This is a genomic window from Flavobacterium sp. J27, assembly GCF_004303025.1.
In the GTDB taxonomy this organism is placed as follows: Bacteria; Bacteroidota; Bacteroidia; order Flavobacteriales; family Flavobacteriaceae; genus Flavobacterium.
Genome location: NZ_PJQW01000005.1, coordinates 201254 through 217944, shown reverse-complemented (window position 1 = coordinate 217944; position 16691 = coordinate 201254). Strand labels below are relative to the sequence as shown.

Sequence of the window (16691 nt, the reverse complement as noted above, 5' to 3'; positions counted from 1 at the left end):
ATATATTCTTATTATGTGGTGATTTAAATCAATTACAATGCAAATATAGTTGAAAATATTCTAATATACAAATATAATGAAGAAAAAAATCTAAATATTTTATACTTGGTTGATTCTTATCTCATTATATTTGAAAAAAATCTACCAAAAAGTGTTTTAAAAGGAAAATATTCGTAAGTTTGTATAAACTTTAACGCTATTACCATGGTTTCAGAAAGATTAGGTCAGTATATTGACCAAAAAGGATTTAGTTATTATGCTTTTGAAAACAGCTTAGGTGCTGGAAGAGGAAGTATTTCAAAAGCAGTAAAAGAAGGCAAAAGCATAGGTTCCAATGTGATAGAAAACATTCTATCTAATTATCAGGATTTAAACCCAATTTGGTTACTTACTGGTGAAGGAACTATGTTTAAACAAGACGAAGATTTTTTGCTTAACAAAAGCATAGATACTTTTGCGTTACGAACGGATAAAAATTTAGAATCGCAGCAAATTCCTTTATATGATATCGAAGCAGTTGCTGGTTTAGTACCTTTATTTCAAGATAGAACAACACAAACCCCATTGGATTATATTTCTATTCCTAGGTTGCCAAAATGTGATGGAGCAGTATATGTTACCGGAGATAGTATGTATCCGCTATTAAAAAGTGGTGATATTGTATTATATAAAGAAGTAAGCGATATCAAAAATGAGATTTTTTGGGGCGAAATGTATTTATTAAGTATGGATATGAGTGGTGAAGAATATATTACCGTTAAATATATACAAAAATCGGAACAACAAGGTCATGTCCGTTTAGTAAGTCAAAACAAACATCATCAAGACAAAGATGTTGAGATGTCTAAAATTAAAGCTTTGGCTTTAGTAAAAGCTAGTATAAGAATTAATTCAATGAATTAAAAAAAGGGAATCCAATGTTAATTTAGGATTCCCTCTCTTTTTAATTTCTTATTTTAATTACTTTTTCTCGTAAACATTATTAGATAAATCAACATCTGCCATTAATCCACTTGGATCAATAACTATGGCTTCTATAGCTGATTTTGCTTTATTAATAGAAAATGAAAATCTTGGTGCTGCCCAATCCCATCCTTTTAAAACAGTTCTATTTAAGGAGTAAGGGTTTGGTTTTTCCCATCTCATTAACGTATTTGGAATATAAAATGTTTCTTGTGTTCCATCTTCATAAACTACTAACAAATCTATTGGCATTGGCATTCTTCCTATTCTCTCCAAAGTAATTTTTGTTTTTGAATGATCTTCTACTACTTCTTTTATACTATAATCAATTGTATTTGTCGTTTGTGTCCAATCTACTAAATACCAATCCAAACTTGCTCCAGATACTTTTTCTGCGCTTCTTTTAATATCATTCGGTGTAGGATGTGTTAATTTATAATCGTTATAATATCTTTTTAAGGTTTTCATTACGTTTTCTACTCCTATTACATAACCTAATTGAGACAAAAACAATTCTCCTTTACTATATGCAGCAATACCATAACTTCTATTAAAATCATATCTGTCTGCATGAGTTGATAATGGTTGTTCAGTACCTGTTTTTACCCAAAAACGATAATTATTATATGCTCCTTCAAAAGGATTTTCTTCTTTACCATCTGCTGGAGGTAATACACTTTGCATCGCTAAATCAGAAATAAATGAAGTAAATCCTTCATCCATCCATTCGTGTTTAGATTCATTTGAGGCTAAAATATGTTGGAACCAAGAATGTGCAAACTCATGGGCAGTAACACCTACTAAACTTCCATAGCTTCTGTTTCCCGTAATAAGAGTACACATCGCATATTCCATTCCTCCATCACCTCCTTGAATAACCGAATATTGTTTGTAAGGATATTGACCTACATTTTTATTGTAGAAATCTAATAATTCTGCTGTTTTGGGTTGCAACTTCTTCCAGTTCTCTAAATTTTCAGATTTATTTTTGTAGAAAAAATGCAATTCAACATTATTTGGGCCCAAAATCATATCATGGATATAATTATTATCTGCTCCCCAAGCAAAGTCATGCACATTAGGGGCAATAAAATGCCATGTTAATGTTTTGGTTTTCTTTGGATATTTTACCTCAACGCCTTTATCTTGATAACCATGTCCAATTTCGTTTTTATTCTGCAAATATCCTGAACCACCAATAGTATAATCTTTATCTATTGTAATTTTTACATCAAAATTTCCCCAAACACCGTGAAATTCTCTCCCAATATAAGGATCTGCATGCCAACCTTCAAAATCATATTCGGCCATTTTAGGATACCATTGTGTCATTGACAAAGCCACACCTTCTTCAGAATTTCTACCTGACCTTCTAATTTGTAAAGGAACCTGCCCTTCAAAGTCTAAAGTAAAAGTAGTTTTTTGCTTTGGTAAAATGGGTTGATTTAAAGTAACCTCTAATACCGTACCCACAACTTTTGTTGTTGCCAAAGCATCATTTTGCATAAAATTAGTAATATTTAAATATCCTATTTCATTTGGTTTTAAAGTGCTAATTCTACTTTCTTTAACTTCTTTATCCGCTTGTTTAAAAGTTCTTACCATTCTTCCATCTGGATCTGAAATAGTTTGTAGTCTTGCATCCATAGCACTACCTGGCTGAAAAGCATTGGGATACAAATGATAAAAAACTTTCTGAAGGGTGTCGTTAGAATTGTTAGTGTATACTAATTCTTGAGTACCGTTATATTTAAAATCCTTCACGTTCATTTCTACATTCATTTTATAATCAACGTGTTGTTGCCAATAACCTGGGTTAGGATTGTTTTGGCCAAAACCAAATAACGAGGTTAAAAATATTATAACTATTCTTTTCATATTTTAAATTTATTTTGGAGCATTAACAATAAAAATAGTCCTACAAATATTAAAAATGCAAAACCACAAAGTCAAACAATTGTTTTGCTTTGTGGTTTTAATCATTAAAGAGAATCTCTAATTACTTAGACATCTGTGCTGCCATAATTAAGGCGTTGTATGCGTTTACTATCTTTCCAGTTTTTGAAATAGTAGAAAAATTAGCTTTGTGTTGATCTTCACCAACGGCAATATCATTCTTTAATGGTGTACCACTATCCATAATTATTTGTTTCACTTGTGCAGCAGATAATTTTGGGTAATAAGAACGAATTAAAGCGGCTACACCAGCTACATTAGGTGAAGCCATTGATGTACCTTGTAAGTATTCATACGTTTGGTTAGGTGTAGTTGCATAAATTTTAACTCCAGGTGCAAAAATATCAACATTTTTTGTTCCATAATTTGAGAAGCTCGCAACCATTTTTGAACCATAGCTTGGTGCTAAAGCTCCAATAATTAAAACATTATTTGAAATTTCCGGAGCACCATCATAAGAATCACTTGGGTATTTATTTTCCACATCTAAATCTTTGGAATCATTTCCAGCAGCAAAAATCACTAAAACATCTTTAGATGCTGCATATTTTAATGCCTCTTGAACCCATTCTTTGTGAGGCGAAAAATACTTTCCAAAAGAGCCATTAATCACTTTTGCTCCATTATCAACTGCATAACGAATACCTAAAGCAATATCTTTATCGTATTCATCTCCATTTGGAACTGCTCTTACAGCCATAATTTTTACATTATTAGCTACACCATCTCCTCCTTTATTATTTCCACGAACTTGAGCTACAATTCCAGCAACATGTGTTCCATGTTTGGCATCTTCTGGATTAGGACCAATAACATTATTGTTTCCGTATTTTGTATCATTAATATTATTAGGATCATCACCTACAACACTACGTCCATCAAAATCGACATTTAAATTGTAATTTAATTGATCTGCAAAATGATCAATTCCTTCTTTTACTTGTTCTGTAAATTCTGCAACAGTACCACCACTTGGAAATACTCTTTGCAAAAAGAATTGCTTATAATTATTTAATGCTTCATTATCCGTTTGCATTGCTTTTAAATCTGCTTCAGTAAAATCATCTTTCTTAAGATAGTCTTGCAATTGCTTAGCTCCATTTAAAAGACCTTCGTAAAACTGTTTTCTTTGTTTAGCTGTTTCAACTTCAGCATCTAACTCAGCTTTTGCTTTATCATAATCAGGTGTTCCAGGTCCATTTTTTACGATACGAGTCATTTCTAATTGCTCGTCATTACTATCCCCTAAAAAGTTCCATCCATTAACATCATCAATATAACCATTGTTATCATCGTCTTTTCCATTATTAGCAATTTCTTTAGGATTTACCCAAATAACACTCTTCAAATCTTCATGACGGATATCCACACCCGAATCTACAATACCAACGATTACAGGAACACTTTTCTTTCCTTTTAATAATTCAGCATATGCTTTATCAACACTCATTCCGGGTACTGTATCTTTTACTAAATCTAAGTGACTCCATCTTTTCAAATCATTTTCAGCTAATGGAGTAACCTTAAGTGGTAAAGCATCAATATTTACTGGTGGAGTAGCCACTATAGCTTTAGCACCTCCACAACTTGCTAATGCTAACGCTAAAGCAGCAGATAAATAAATTGGTTTAAAATTTCTCATTTATATTAATTTATATATTTATTTTTTTAGTATTAGACAAAAATCCGTTTTAAAAATTACATTTTACTAATGTATTAACACTATTTTAAGATTTCGTCACAAGTAAAAATTTGGTTTAGCCGAATTCCTTTCTCTGTATTTTGCAATGTAATAATTGGATTATGAGCATCGTGTTCTAAAAACAAATAGAAGTTTTGCTCAACAGCTTTTCTCAAAAAAATATCCTTTTCATCCATTGATAGTAAAGGCCTTGTGTCATATCCTGTTACATAAGGCAAAGGAATATGACCCACCGTAGGTAATAAATCTGCCATAAAACAGATTGTCTTTTCTTGATATTTAATCATAGGAATCATTTGCTTTTCTGTATGACCATCTGCAAAAAAAATACCAAATCCCAATTCGCTAGTTTCTAAGAAGCCATTTCTAGGTCTAGAAATAAAATGCAAATGACCACTTTCTTCCATTGGAATAATATTTTCTTTTAAAAATGAAGCTTTTTCTCTTGGATTAGGCTTTGTTGCCCATTCCCAATGATTTTCATTCGTCCAAAACTTTGCATTTTTAAAAGCAATCTCATATCCTGTTTTATCTTTATTCCAATTAACGCTTCCTCCACAATGATCAAAATGAAGGTGTGTCATAAAAACATCGGTAATATCATCTCTATGAAAACCTTTCTCTTTTAAGGATTTATCTAACGAATGATTTCCCCATAAGTGATAATATCCAAAAAATTTCTCCGATTGTTTATTTCCCATTCCTGTATCGATTAAAATAAGACGATTCCCTTCTTCAATTAATAAACAACGAGCTGCAATATCAATTAAATTATTTGAATCAGCAGGATTTGTTTCATTCCAAATTGTTTTTGGTACTACGCCAAACATAGCACCACCATCTAGCTTAAAATTACCAGCTTCTATAGGGTATAAATTCATTTTTGATTTTTTCGCAATTTACAAAAATTAGCCTAAAATCGAGGAAAACACAAGTATATAAATAAAAGTTATGCATTTATAAGTTATAAAAATGTTACGAAACCTTGTAATAAGCATTATATGAACTATATTTGCAGTTAATTTAGACAAAATCAAAATAAAGTAGGCTATGATTAAAGTATCTGATACTGCTAGTAAAAAAATCATTGAAATGATGAAAGACGATGGTTTTGATGCTGCAAAAGACTATGTAAGAGTTGGTGTTAAAAGCGGTGGTTGTTCAGGATTGTCTTACGAATTAAAGTTTGATAATGAAATTAATGAAAATGATAAAGTTTTTGAAGACAATAATGTAAAAGTTGCTGTGGAGAAAAAAAGTTTTCTTTATTTAATTGGAACAACTTTAGAATTTTCTGGTGGGTTAAATGGAAAAGGATTTGTGTTTAATAATCCAAATGCGCAAAGAACTTGCGGATGTGGTGAATCTTTTTCTTTATAGTAAAAATATATGAGTAAATACACAGAAGACGACTTAAAAGTCGAATTACAAAACAAAGAATATGAATACGGGTTTTATACGGATATAGAATCTGATACTTTTCCTATAGGTTTAAATCAAGAGATTGTTCGCGCTATTTCTAAGAAGAAAAACGAACCAGAATGGATGACCAATTGGAGATTAGAAGCTTTTAGAGCTTGGGAAGAAATGATTGAGCCAGAATGGGCCAATGTGCATTATGCAAAACCCGATTTTCAAGCCATTTCATATTATTCAGCACCTAAAAAGAAAGATAAATACGAAAGTTTAGATGAGGTAGATCCAGAATTATTAGAAACTTTCAAAAAGTTAGGTATTTCCATAGACGAACAAAAAAAATTAGCTGGTGTTGCTGTAGACATTGTAATGGATTCTGTTTCTGTAGCAACTACTTTCAAAAAAACATTGGCAGAAAAAGGAATTATTTTTTGCTCTATTTCGGAAGCTATTCAAGAACACCCAGAATTAGTTAAGAAATATATTGGAACAGTAGTGCCACAAAAAGACAACTTTTACGCTGCCTTAAATTCAGCTGTTTTTTCCGATGGTAGTTTTTGTTATATACCAAAAGGAGTGCGTTGTCCAATGGAGCTTTCTACTTATTTTAGAATCAATCAAGGAGGAACAGGACAATTTGAACGAACATTAGTAATTGCTGATGAAAGCAGTTATGTGTCTTATTTAGAAGGATGTACTGCACCAAGCCGAGATGAAAACCAATTGCATGCAGCCGTTGTGGAATTAATTGCATTAGATAATGCTGAAATTAAGTATTCTACTGTCCAAAACTGGTTTCCAGGAAATAAAGAAGGAAAAGGTGGGGTTTACAATTTTGTAACCAAAAGAGGTTTGTGTGAAAAAAACGCAAAAATTTCTTGGACTCAAGTAGAAACAGGTTCAGCAGTAACTTGGAAGTATCCTTCTTGTGTGTTAAAAGGAGATAACTCAATTGGTGAATTTTATTCTATAGCGGTTACCAATAATTTTCAACAGGCCGATACGGGCACCAAAATGATTCATTTAGGTAAAAATACAAAATCTACTATTATCTCTAAAGGTATTTCAGCTGGAAAATCACAAAACAGTTATCGTGGTTTAGTTCAAATTAGTTCGAGAGCCTCCAATGCTAGAAATTTTTCACAATGTGACAGTTTGTTAATGGGTAATGAATGTGGGGCGCATACTTTTCCCTATATAGAAAGTAAAAACACAACTGCTAAAATTGAACACGAAGCAACCACTTCAAAAATTGGAGAAGACCAAGTATTTTATTGCAATCAAAGAGGAATTCCAACAGAGAAAGCAATTGCACTTATCGTAAATGGTTTTAGCAAAGAAGTATTAAACAAATTACCAATGGAGTTTGCAGTGGAAGCTCAAAAATTATTGGAGATTTCGTTGGAAGGATCTGTAGGATAAAATAGCGGTTATGAATTTAACGAAAAATCAAAAAATACTTATTGGGATATGGCATTTCCTACCCATTGTAGGATTTATCTTTTATATTATCTACTTCTTTTCTTTTATGATTGGAAATATAGGGGAATTTCACAAAAGTGCTTTAGAAGGCCATCCTCCAACAGCTTTTTTTCAAGGATTTGCAAGTATTTTTTTAATTTTGATTATAACAGGGATAGCTTCAATAGGAATTAAGGTATTTGATATTATTCATCTTACAAGAAATAATAAAAACGACACGAACAATAAAGTTTTGATTTGGGTGTTACTTTTTATTTTTACAGGAACTATTTCGGAAATCATCTATTTCTTTCTTGAAATTTTACCTGATAAAAAAGAAATAACCTCTCCAAATAAAAGAATCGTCGAACCATGAGTAAAACAATAATTATAATTGGCTCTTCAAGAAAAAATGGAAACACCACAAGAATTGCTTCAGAAATACACAATCAATTTAATATAGATTTAATTAATTTAAGTGACTATGATTTCTCATACTATGATTATGAAAGTAAAAATAGAGCAGATGATTTTTTTGAATTGATAAAAGGAATTATTGAAAAATACGATACTTTAATTTTTGCTACACCTGTATATTGGTATACTATGAGTGGTATTATGAAAGTATTTTTTGATCGTTTTTCAGATTTAATTCGCATAGAAAAAGAAACAGGAAGAAAACTAAGAGGTAAAAACATGGCCGTAATCTCCAATTCGCACGATAGTAGTATTGAAGATGATTTTTACCTTCCTTTCCAAAAATCGGCCGCTTATTTAGGAATGAATTATTTAGGGCACAAGCATTTTAATGCAGACAAGCCTGAAGAAATACAAAATTTAGAATTAGCATTTATATAAAATAGAGACCATGTTAAGTATTAAAAATTTACACGCTTCTGTTGAAGACAAAGAAATACTAAAAGGAATTAATTTAGAGGTTAAAGCAGGAGAAGTTCATGCCATTATGGGACCAAATGGCGCTGGAAAATCGACACTATCTTCTATAATCGCAGGAAACGAAAATTATGAGGTAAATAAAGGAGAAATCTTTTTAGATGGAGAAGAAATTTCAGAATTAGCTCCAGAAGAAAGAGCGCACAAAGGTGTTTTCCTTTCTTTTCAATATCCTGTAGAAATTCCTGGCGTTTCAGTAACCAATTTCATTAAAACTGCCATCAACGAAAGCCGTAAAGCAAAAGGATTAGAAGACATGCCAGCGAATGAAATGCTGAAAAAAATTCGCGAAAAATCGGAATTATTAGAAATGGATAAAAAATTCCTTTCTCGTTCGCTTAACGAAGGTTTCTCTGGAGGTGAAAAGAAACGTAATGAAATTTTTCAAATGGCAATGTTAGAGCCTAAAATTGCCATACTTGATGAAACCGATTCTGGTTTGGATATTGATGCTTTACGAATTGTAGCGAACGGTGTCAACAAATTAAAAAGCCAAGACAATGCTGTTGTTGTAATTACGCATTACCAACGTTTATTAGATTATATTGTTCCCGATTTTGTTCACGTACTAATGGACGGTAAAATTGTAAAATCTGGTGATGCATCATTAGCGGTTGAATTAGAACAAAAAGGATACGATTGGATTAAAGCAGAAATTCAGTAAACAGTCTCAGCATTCAGTATTTCAAACTGTAACTCTGACTCGTAACTGTAAACTAACAAAAAATGGATTTAAAAGACAAACTACTTTCGTCATACATAGCATTTGAAGAAAAGTTCGATAGCGACTCTCATTTGCATGATGTGCGAAATCAAGCCATAAAAAATTTTGAAAGCAAAGGTTTTCCAACTAAAAAAGAAGAAGCTTGGAAATACACTTCTTTAAATGCTATTTTGAAACATGATTTTTCGGTTTTCCCAAAACATGACAATGCTATTGAATTTAAGGATGTAAAAAAGTATTTCCTTCATGAAATTGACACCTATAAATTAGTGTTTATTGATGGGAAATTTAGTTCGTTTTTATCATCAACCACTCATGAAGGTATTGATGTGTGTTTATTATCTTCTGTATTAACAAAACCGAAATACAAACCTATTTTAGAAACCTACTTTAATCAAGTAGCTAAAAAAGACGAAAGCTTAACTTCATTAAATACTGCTTTCGCTCAAGAAGGAGCATTTATTAATATTCCTAAAAGCAAAGTGGCAGATAAACCTATTGAAATTATTAATTTTTCTACAGGTACTGAAGCCGCTTTAATCGTTCAACCTAGAAATTTAATTATTGTGGGTGAAAATGCTCACGTACAAATTATTGAGCGTCATCAAAGTTTGAATAGTAATCCAGTACTAACTAATAGTGTAACCGAAATTTTTGCACAAAAAAGAGCTAATGTAGATTATTATAAAATTCAAAATGATGTACAATCGGCAAATTTAATAGACAATACTTATATTGCTCAAAAACAAGAAAGTAGAGTGGCTGTACATACCTTCTCTTTTGGAGGAAATATTACTCGTAATAACCTAAATTTCTATCATCAAGGAGAACGAATTGATTCTACATTGAAAGGAATTACGATTATTGGAAACAAACAACATGTGGATCATTTCACTTTGGTACACCACGCAGAACCGAATTGTGAAAGTCATCAAAACTATAAAGGTATTTTTGGAGACAGTGCAACTGGTGTTTTCAATGGAAAAATATATGTAGAAAAAGAAGCACAAAAAACCGACGCTTTTCAGCAAAACAACAACATTCTAATTAGTGAAAAAGCAACCATTAATGCGAAACCGCAATTAGAAATTTTTGCAGATGATGTAAAATGTTCTCATGGCTGTACGATTGGTCAGTTAGATGAAAGCGCTATGTTTTACATGCAACAACGTGGTATTCCGAAAAAAGAAGCACGTGCTCTTTTGATGTATGCTTTCTCAAATGAAGTAATTGAAAGTATTAAAATACCTGAATTAAAGCAACGTATTACAAAAATTATAGCCACTAAATTAGGCGTAAAAATGGGATTTGATTTATAAAATTCATTTTTTTAATTATGAATGAAGTGTTTCTATTTTTCTAGAAACACTTTTTTATTTCATAAAATCAAATTAGAATTTTTAACCTTTATTTATTCCAATTTTAAATAATCAAGTTGTAAATTTGTAACCAAATTGATATAAGATGTTTGATGTTCAAAAAGTAAGAGCCGATTTTCCCATTCTTAAACAACAAGTAAACGGAAAACCTTTAGTATATTTCGATAACGGAGCCACGTCTCAAACGCCTCAACAAGTAATTGATACGATTGTAGATTATTATTCTAGATATAATGCGAATATTCATCGAGGCGTACATACTTTAAGTCAATTGGCTACAGATGCTTATGAAATAGCGAGAGCAAAAATCCAACATCATTTTAATGCGAAACACAGCTATGAAATTATCCTTACTTCAGGCACTACTGAAAGTATAAATTTAGTAGCTAACGGCTTTGCGTCAATTTTACAAAAAGGGGATGAAATCATTGTTTCTGCTTTAGAACACCATAGTAATATTGTACCATGGCAAATGCTGTGCGAACACACAGGCGCAGTATTAAAGGTAATTCCAATGAGTGTGGAAGGCGAATTAATAATGGAGGATTATGATGCGTTACTTTCCAATAAAACAAAGTTGGTTTTCTGTAATCATATTTCGAATGCTTTAGGGACCATCAATCCAATAGAGTACATCATACAAAAAGCACATGAAGTAGGTGCAGCGGTTTTAATTGATGGTGCACAAGCGTGTCCACATTTAAAACCTGATGTTCAAGCCTTAGATGTTGACTTTTATGTGGCATCTGCGCATAAGATGTGCGGACCAACAGGAGTAGGTATGCTCTACGGTAAAGAAGAATGGTTGCAAAAATTACCCCCTTATAAAGGAGGAGGCGAAATGATTGCAACCGTGAGTTTTGAAAAAACAACCTATGCTGATTTACCACATAAATTTGAAGCAGGAACTCCTAATATCTGTGGTGGAATTGCTTTTGGAGCGGCAGTAGATTATATGAATCATATTGGCTTTGATGCCATAGCAAAACAAGAACAAGAATTATTAGAGTATGGAACACAAAAGCTACAAGAGATTGAAGGGGTAACCATTTACGGACCTTCTGATTTAACCAAAAAAGCTTCTGTTATTTCATTTAATTTTGAAGGTATTCATCCTTATGATATTGGCACGATTATAGATAAATTAGGTATAGCGGTACGCACAGGACATCATTGTGCACAACCTATTATGGATTTCTTTAAGATTCCAGGTACCATAAGAGCTAGTTTTGCGTTTTATAATACCAAAGAAGAAATTGATATCTTTGTAGAAGCCGTTAAAAAAGCAAAAACAATGTTATCTTAAACAAAAACAAAACATGAAATCGCTTGCAATGTATAGTTACTTAAACTGCATATCATGCGATTACATAAATGACAAAACAAACACATTTATGAAAGCACTTACTATCTTATCTACTTTAATTATAACTATTAGTAGTTGTAATTGCCAAAAGAAAGCAACAGAAACTGCCATGGCAACAGATTTAGAAAAAATGAAAACAATTCCTTCAGAAAATAAAGAAACGGGAGTAACCCATCAAACTATTCCGGTTTTGGTTTATGAATCTATGTCAAGAGGATATTTTAAAAAAATAACTATAGAGAACACAATTATTACGGTACAAAATAGTAGAGATGAAGATCCTAAAACAAAAACATTAACCACAGAAGAAATAACAGCTATTGAAAAAGCATATAACAATATTGATGTAAAAGAATTACCTAATTTAAAAGCACCAACAGAAAAACGCTTTTATGATGGTGCTCCAATAACCAATTTAGAAGTTAGAATGAGTGATCATATTTACCGTTCTTCAGATTTTGATGGTGGTACACCTCCAGTTAAAATTGAAGATTTAGTAAATACTATTTTAAAAATAGCAGATAAAATAAAATAAGAAATGACCATACAAGCCATACAAGAAGAAATTGTAGACGAATTTTCAATGTTTGATGATTGGATGCAACGCTATGAATATATTATTGAATTAGGAAAAACATTACCCTTAATTGAAGAAAAATACAAAACGGAAGAGAACATCATTAAAGGATGTCAATCTAAGGTTTGGGTTCATGCGGAAGAACATAATGGAACTATTGCATTTACAGCTGATAGTGATGCTATTTTAACAAAAGGTATCATTGCCATTTTAATTCGTACTTTTTCTAATCAAACACCAGATGCTATTTTAGAAGCCAATACTGATTTTATTGATGAAATTGGTTTAAAAGAACACTTGTCCCCTACAAGAGCCAATGGATTAGTATCAATGATTAAACAAATAAAAATGTATGCCTTAGCTTTTAATGCTAAAAGTTAAGTGGTAAACCGTATAAAAATAACAAAGAAAATGGAAGAATATAAAGACGAAATCAACTTAGGAGAAAGTGTGGTAAAGGTTTTAAAAACCATTTACGACCCAGAAATACCTGTTGATATTTATGAATTAGGATTAATTTATGATGTGATGATTAATGAAGCTAATGACGTAAAAATCTTAATGACCTTAACCTCTCCTAATTGTCCTGTGGCAGAAACATTACCTATGGAAGTAGAAGAAAAAATAAAATCAATCGATGCAGTGCAATCAGCTGAAGTTGAAATTACATTTGATCCACCTTGGAGTAAAGATTTAATGAGCGAAGAAGCAAAACTAGAATTAGGTATGCTTTAAAAGAGCATACTGTTTACAGTCGCATCTTCAAATCAAATTGTGACTGTAAACAAAACTATAATCTCAAAAAAATGCCACGTTTTCAACCAAAATCATTAAATGACAAGAAAAAAATGGGTCTGAAAGCTTCTTTTCATTCTCTTTCCTATATACCTCGTTTTTTTAAAGAAATTTGGAAAACCAATAAAACACTATTTTTAGCATCCGCATTTTGTCGTATCGTAGCTGCATTACTTCCCGTCATCATTTTATGGATTGGTAAAATTATAATTGATGAAATTATCAAAATAACATCCCATGAAATATCCGATTATAATACACTTTGGAAATATGTTGCTATTGAGTTTTCATTAGTTATAGTATCTGATTTAGTAAGCAGAGCTATTGCGCTAACTGATGGTATTTTAGGCGACCAATATAACATTCAAACATCCGTACAAATTATCCAGAAAACAAATGAAATAGACATTAGTTTACTTGAAAATTCAGAATTTTATGACAAACTAGAAAGAGCACGAACACAAACCATGGGTCGTGTCGATTTAATGTCGAATGTTTTAGGACAGGCACAAACTACCATTTCTATCGCAACGTTAATCGCTGGTTTAATTTATTTTGAACCCTATCTTATTATCTTATTAGTTTTAAGCATTATTCCTTCTTTTTTAAACGAAATACGCTTCAGTCAACAACAATATTCGTTGGCTAGGAGTTGGACCTCTGAACGAAGGGAATTGGATTATTTGAGATACATTGGAGCCAATGATAAAACAGCGAAAGAGATTAAACTTTTTGGGTTAACCCAATTTGTGGTAGATCGTTTTAAAAAATTAGCTATAAAATACTTCAACCTCAATAAAAAATTGGTTATAAAACGTTCTGGGTATGGTTTTATATTTAATGTTTTAGGCTCAATTAGTTATTATGCAGCCTATGTTTTTATCATTTACAGAGTTTTATCGGGTGTAATTACCTTAGGAGAACTTACCTTTTTATCGGGAAGTTTTAACCGCTTAATGAAAAGTCTACAAGATTTCTTTTCACGTTTTACTAGAATTTCAGAAAGTGCTTTATATCTAAAAGATTATTTTGATTTTATCGATATTTCTTCCGAACCCAAAACAAAAGAAGACATTCCTTTGCCAAAAGAAATTAAGCAAGGTTTTGAATTTAAAAATGTTTATTTTGCTTACCCAGAATCGGAACAACAAATTTTAAAAAATGTAAGTTTTACTATTAAAGCAGGTGAAAAAATCGCCTTCGTAGGACAAAATGGAGCGGGAAAAACAACCCTTACCAAGTTAATATTGCGTTTTTATGAACCTACACAGGGAGAAATTTTTTTAGACGGTGTAAATATTAATCGCTATAATAAACACGATTATCAAACCTATTTTGGAGTTCTTTTCCAAGATTTTTTCCGATATGAGTTTACTGTTAAAGAAAATATAGCCATTGGTAAAATAGATCAAATTAACAACTTTAATCAAATTGAAAAAGCGGCTAGATTGAGTTTAGCAGAAGAAGTGGTATCCGAATTAGAAAATGGTTACGAACAACAGTTAGGCAAACGCTTTGTAAAAGGTCAGGAATTATCAGGCGGACAATGGCAAAAAATTGCTTTAGCAAGAGCCTATATGAAAAATGCTGAAGTCATAATTTTAGATGAACCGACTTCTGCACTAGATGCTAAAGCAGAAAGCGAAGTATTTGAACGCTTAATTCACCTTATAAAAAACAAAACCAGTATTATTATCTCACATCGATTTAGTACGGTAAGGCAAGCAGACCGAATCATTGTATTAGAAGATGGAAGCATCTTAGAAGCTGGTACTCACGAGGAGTTAATGTATAACAACAAACTATATGCTGAGTTATTCTCGTTACAAGCAGAAGGTTATCAATAAAAAATTATGGAAGAACAAATAGTAAATAAAGTAGCTAACAGTTCTCTTGAAGTCTTTGATTTGGAAGATTTTTTCCCACAAGAAACGTTAGTATCAATAGATATTTCACAATGGCTATTAGAAGGGTTTATTCTAAAAGAAAAAGACTTTAGAACTACTCTAAAGGAAATGGACTGGTCTGTTTATCAAGACAAAGGTATTGTGCTGTATTGTAGTACAGACGCTATTTTACCCGCTTGGACTTTTGCCTTGGTTAGCACGTATCTATTACCATATGCAAAGCAAATTATAGAAGGATCAACCCAAGATTATATTTTACATCATTATATCAAAACACTTAATCAAATAGACTATTCGGTTTATCTAAACAAGCCATTAATTCTAAAAGGCTGTTCAAAAAAAGCAGTCCCACAATCTGTTTATACTCTTGCAATTCAAAAATTAGCCCCATTTGCAAAAAGTATTATGTTTGGAGAAGCTTGTTCGGCAGTACCATTATTCAAATCAAAATAAAGTAATACAACTATAAAATTTTCATTTAAACGGAGTTTTCGATTATTGTTTGTCAGTTTTTATACCTTAAATGCAAAATTGAATTAAATTTGCAGCGCAATTCAAAACAAAACAAACAAAATGAAAAAATTATTTTTATTACTTAGCTTAAGTTCTTTTAGTCTTTTTTCTCAAAAAACAGAAGGAGAACTTATCAATACAACCTCAGCTGCGGAAACTAAGGCTAGAGATACGACAAACATGGGCTGGAAAAGAGCTGGTAACTTTATTTTACTTTTCAATCAATCTGCTTTTAATAATGAATGGCTTGGCGGCGGTACTTCTAATATAGCAGGAAATGCAGGACTTAATTATGATTTTAATTATAAGACTCCTGAGATGATTTGGGACAATAAATTTATTGTTGCTTATGGTTTAAATAAATTAAAGGGTCAAAAAACAACTAAATCTGATGATCGATTAGAATTTACTTCATTATTGGGTAAAAAAGCGAAAGGATATTGGTTCTATTCAGGATTCTTAAATTTTAGAACACAAATGGATGCTGGTTTTGTAAAATCTACTGATCCTGTTACTTCAGAAACAATATACACAAAAAATTCACATTTCTTTTCTCCTGCCTATTTACAAGCTGGTCCTGGTATGTTATGGAAAAAGAGCGATAATCTAAAAGTGAATATAGCACCCGCAACTTCCCGTGTTATTTTTGTTCACAAGCATTTTACAGAATTAGGAACTGCCTTTGGAGTAGAACAAGGAAAATCTTCACGCTTTGAGTTTGGAGCAGCATTAAACGGGTATTATAAATTCAACATAATGGAGAATATATCTATGGAAAATATCTTGAATTTATATTCAAACTATTTAGAAGACCCACAAAATGTAGATATGGATTACCAAATGAATCTTGTAATGAAAATTAACAAATACATATCTACTAATATTGCTTTCCAGGCTATTTATGATGATAATGCTATTGGTGCTTTTCAAATTAGAGAAGTATTTGGTTTAGGTTTCAATTATGGCTTTTAATTTTTA

The 16691-nt window shown here is 31.6% G+C and carries 17 protein-coding genes; 14 read left to right on the top strand and 3 right to left on the bottom strand.

Features of this window, described 5'->3' with window-relative positions; translation table 11 throughout:
- Positions 1-204: 204 nt before the first annotated feature.
- Complete coding sequence (locus tag CX675_RS08925; RefSeq protein ID WP_130734893.1) at positions 205-903, top strand: helix-turn-helix transcriptional regulator; 699 nt, start codon at positions 205-207, stop codon at positions 901-903.
- Positions 904-960: 57 nt separating this feature from the next.
- Here CX675_RS08925 and CX675_RS08920 read toward each other — a convergent pair whose 3' ends face one another.
- The 3 genes from CX675_RS08920 to CX675_RS08910 form a co-directional block, all read right to left on the bottom strand.
- Positions 961-2841 carry a M1 family metallopeptidase gene (locus CX675_RS08920; RefSeq protein WP_130734892.1) on the bottom strand — a complete coding sequence of 627 codons (1881 nt, stop codon included), beginning with the start codon at positions 2839-2841 and terminating at the stop codon, positions 961-963.
- Positions 2842-2962: 121 nt separating this feature from the next.
- Positions 2963-4561, bottom strand: a complete 1599-nt coding sequence (locus tag CX675_RS08915; RefSeq protein ID WP_130734891.1) for a S8 family peptidase — start codon at positions 4559-4561, stop codon at positions 2963-2965.
- 80 nt (positions 4562-4641) lie between these two features.
- On the bottom strand, positions 4642-5502 hold the full coding sequence (locus CX675_RS08910) for an MBL fold metallo-hydrolase (RefSeq protein WP_130734890.1): 861 nt from the start codon (positions 5500-5502) through the stop codon (positions 4642-4644).
- Positions 5503-5671: 169 nt separating this feature from the next.
- Between CX675_RS08910 and CX675_RS08905 the strand changes: the two genes are divergently transcribed.
- The 13 genes from CX675_RS08905 (at position 5672) to CX675_RS08845 (ending at position 16685) form a co-directional block, all read left to right on the top strand.
- A complete protein-coding gene (locus CX675_RS08905) occupies positions 5672-6001 on the top strand; it encodes an iron-sulfur cluster assembly accessory protein (RefSeq protein WP_130734889.1) in 330 nt (109 codons plus the stop codon).
- Positions 6002-6010: 9 nt separating this feature from the next.
- A complete protein-coding gene (gene sufB, locus CX675_RS08900; RefSeq protein WP_130734888.1) occupies positions 6011-7459 on the top strand; it encodes a Fe-S cluster assembly protein SufB in 1449 nt (482 codons plus the stop codon).
- Between the two features lie 10 nt (positions 7460-7469).
- Positions 7470-7874 (top strand): hypothetical protein, encoded by a 405-nt coding sequence (locus CX675_RS08895; protein WP_130734887.1) that lies wholly within the window; start codon positions 7470-7472, stop codon positions 7872-7874.
- Positions 7871-8356, top strand: coding sequence for a flavodoxin family protein (locus CX675_RS08890; protein ID WP_130734886.1), 486 nt, complete (start codon positions 7871-7873; stop codon positions 8354-8356). The genes CX675_RS08895 and CX675_RS08890 overlap by 4 nt, the downstream gene beginning before the upstream one ends.
- Before the next feature lie 10 nt (positions 8357-8366).
- A complete protein-coding gene (sufC, locus tag CX675_RS08885; RefSeq protein WP_130734885.1) occupies positions 8367-9116 on the top strand; it encodes a Fe-S cluster assembly ATPase SufC in 750 nt (249 codons plus the stop codon).
- Positions 9117-9178: 62 nt separating this feature from the next.
- On the top strand, positions 9179-10495 hold the full coding sequence (gene sufD / locus CX675_RS08880) for a Fe-S cluster assembly protein SufD (RefSeq protein WP_130734884.1): 1317 nt from the start codon (positions 9179-9181) through the stop codon (positions 10493-10495).
- A 145-nt stretch (positions 10496-10640) separates the two neighbouring features.
- Positions 10641-11861 (top strand): aminotransferase class V-fold PLP-dependent enzyme, encoded by a 1221-nt coding sequence (locus CX675_RS08875; RefSeq protein ID WP_130734883.1) that lies wholly within the window; start codon positions 10641-10643, stop codon positions 11859-11861.
- Positions 11862-11949: 88 nt separating this feature from the next.
- The gene (locus CX675_RS08870) at positions 11950-12456 is read left to right on the top strand and encodes a hypothetical protein (protein WP_130734882.1); all 507 of its coding nucleotides are present in this window, start codon (positions 11950-11952) and stop codon (positions 12454-12456) included.
- A gap of 3 nt (positions 12457-12459) precedes the next feature.
- Positions 12460-12879 (top strand): SufE family protein, encoded by a 420-nt coding sequence (locus CX675_RS08865; RefSeq protein ID WP_130734881.1) that lies wholly within the window; start codon positions 12460-12462, stop codon positions 12877-12879.
- A 30-nt stretch (positions 12880-12909) separates the two neighbouring features.
- On the top strand, positions 12910-13233 hold the full coding sequence (locus tag CX675_RS08860) for an SUF system Fe-S cluster assembly protein (RefSeq protein ID WP_130734880.1): 324 nt from the start codon (positions 12910-12912) through the stop codon (positions 13231-13233).
- A 71-nt stretch (positions 13234-13304) separates the two neighbouring features.
- Entirely contained in the window at positions 13305-15140 is a 1836-nt protein-coding gene (locus CX675_RS08855; protein ID WP_130734879.1) for an ABC transporter ATP-binding protein, read from the top strand.
- A gap of 6 nt (positions 15141-15146) precedes the next feature.
- A complete protein-coding gene (locus CX675_RS08850; RefSeq protein WP_130734878.1) occupies positions 15147-15653 on the top strand; it encodes a DUF2480 family protein in 507 nt (168 codons plus the stop codon).
- A 120-nt stretch (positions 15654-15773) separates the two neighbouring features.
- Positions 15774-16685, top strand: a complete 912-nt coding sequence (locus tag CX675_RS08845) for a DUF3078 domain-containing protein (protein WP_130734877.1) — start codon at positions 15774-15776, stop codon at positions 16683-16685.
- The last annotated feature ends 6 nt before the right edge of the window (positions 16686-16691 follow it).

Coding starts and splice junctions, on each gene's coding strand:
- sufD (WP_130734884.1), top strand. CDS start 9,179: ATGGATTTAAAAGACAAACTACTTTCGTCATACATAGCATTTGAAGAA.
- CX675_RS08895 (WP_130734887.1), top strand. CDS start 7,470: ATGAATTTAACGAAAAATCAAAAAATACTTATTGGGATATGGCATTTC.
- CX675_RS08910 (WP_130734890.1), bottom strand. CDS start 5,502: ATGAATTTATACCCTATAGAAGCTGGTAATTTTAAGCTAGATGGTGGT.
- CX675_RS08920 (WP_130734892.1), bottom strand. CDS start 2,841: ATGAAAAGAATAGTTATAATATTTTTAACCTCGTTATTTGGTTTTGGC.
- sufC (WP_130734885.1), top strand. CDS start 8,367: ATGTTAAGTATTAAAAATTTACACGCTTCTGTTGAAGACAAAGAAATA.
- CX675_RS08865 (WP_130734881.1), top strand. CDS start 12,460: ATGACCATACAAGCCATACAAGAAGAAATTGTAGACGAATTTTCAATG.
- CX675_RS08870 (WP_130734882.1), top strand. CDS start 11,950: ATGAAAGCACTTACTATCTTATCTACTTTAATTATAACTATTAGTAGT.
- sufB (WP_130734888.1), top strand. CDS start 6,011: ATGAGTAAATACACAGAAGACGACTTAAAAGTCGAATTACAAAACAAA.
- CX675_RS08855 (WP_130734879.1), top strand. CDS start 13,305: ATGCCACGTTTTCAACCAAAATCATTAAATGACAAGAAAAAAATGGGT.
- CX675_RS08905 (WP_130734889.1), top strand. CDS start 5,672: ATGATTAAAGTATCTGATACTGCTAGTAAAAAAATCATTGAAATGATG.
- CX675_RS08850 (WP_130734878.1), top strand. CDS start 15,147: ATGGAAGAACAAATAGTAAATAAAGTAGCTAACAGTTCTCTTGAAGTC.
- CX675_RS08925 (WP_130734893.1), top strand. CDS start 205: ATGGTTTCAGAAAGATTAGGTCAGTATATTGACCAAAAAGGATTTAGT.
- CX675_RS08875 (WP_130734883.1), top strand. CDS start 10,641: ATGTTTGATGTTCAAAAAGTAAGAGCCGATTTTCCCATTCTTAAACAA.
- CX675_RS08860 (WP_130734880.1), top strand. CDS start 12,910: ATGGAAGAATATAAAGACGAAATCAACTTAGGAGAAAGTGTGGTAAAG.
- CX675_RS08890 (WP_130734886.1), top strand. CDS start 7,871: ATGAGTAAAACAATAATTATAATTGGCTCTTCAAGAAAAAATGGAAAC.
- CX675_RS08915 (WP_130734891.1), bottom strand. CDS start 4,561: ATGAGAAATTTTAAACCAATTTATTTATCTGCTGCTTTAGCGTTAGCA.
- CX675_RS08845 (WP_130734877.1), top strand. CDS start 15,774: ATGAAAAAATTATTTTTATTACTTAGCTTAAGTTCTTTTAGTCTTTTT.